The sequence below is a fragment of the Falsihalocynthiibacter sp. S25ZX9 genome (genome assembly GCF_041205405.1).
Lineage (GTDB): Bacteria > Pseudomonadota > Alphaproteobacteria > Rhodobacterales > Rhodobacteraceae > Falsihalocynthiibacter > Falsihalocynthiibacter arcticus.
The window spans coordinates 1-337 of the sequence record NZ_JBGFCD010000132.1 but is presented as its reverse complement, the minus strand read 5'-3'; the positions used below and the strand labels follow the sequence as shown (position 1 = coordinate 337).

The 337-nt window shown below is 52.2% G+C and carries 1 pseudogene; it reads left to right on the top strand.

The features are described 5' to 3' along the window. Positions 1–266: pseudogene (locus tag AB9F29_RS21595) on the top strand (acyltransferase); the annotation flags it as partial. Between the last annotated feature and the right edge of the window lie 71 nt (positions 267–337).

Sequence of the window (337 nt, the reverse complement as noted above, 5' to 3'; positions counted from 1 at the left end):
AGGGCGTGCGCCTACTGTTTCTTGGCCTTGATGCCCTCACATCCCTGTCTGCCGCCCAGCTTGCGCTTAAATATGATCTGCCGATGATCCCCGCCTAGGGTATTCGAATTCGCGACTGCAACGCATTTAACGTGGAATTCGAAGCTCCAATCCCCCATACCGACAGCACCACCATGACCCGCGCCTTTAATGACAGCCTTTCCGCGCGCATCAAAGCAGACCAAGAACAGTGGTATTGGATGTTAAGACGTTGGGACGGTTCGTGAATTATTGTGCAGTAATTTTTTGCGCGGGCAGCCCCCAACCTTAGGCCTAACCAATTGCATCTGCACATTTT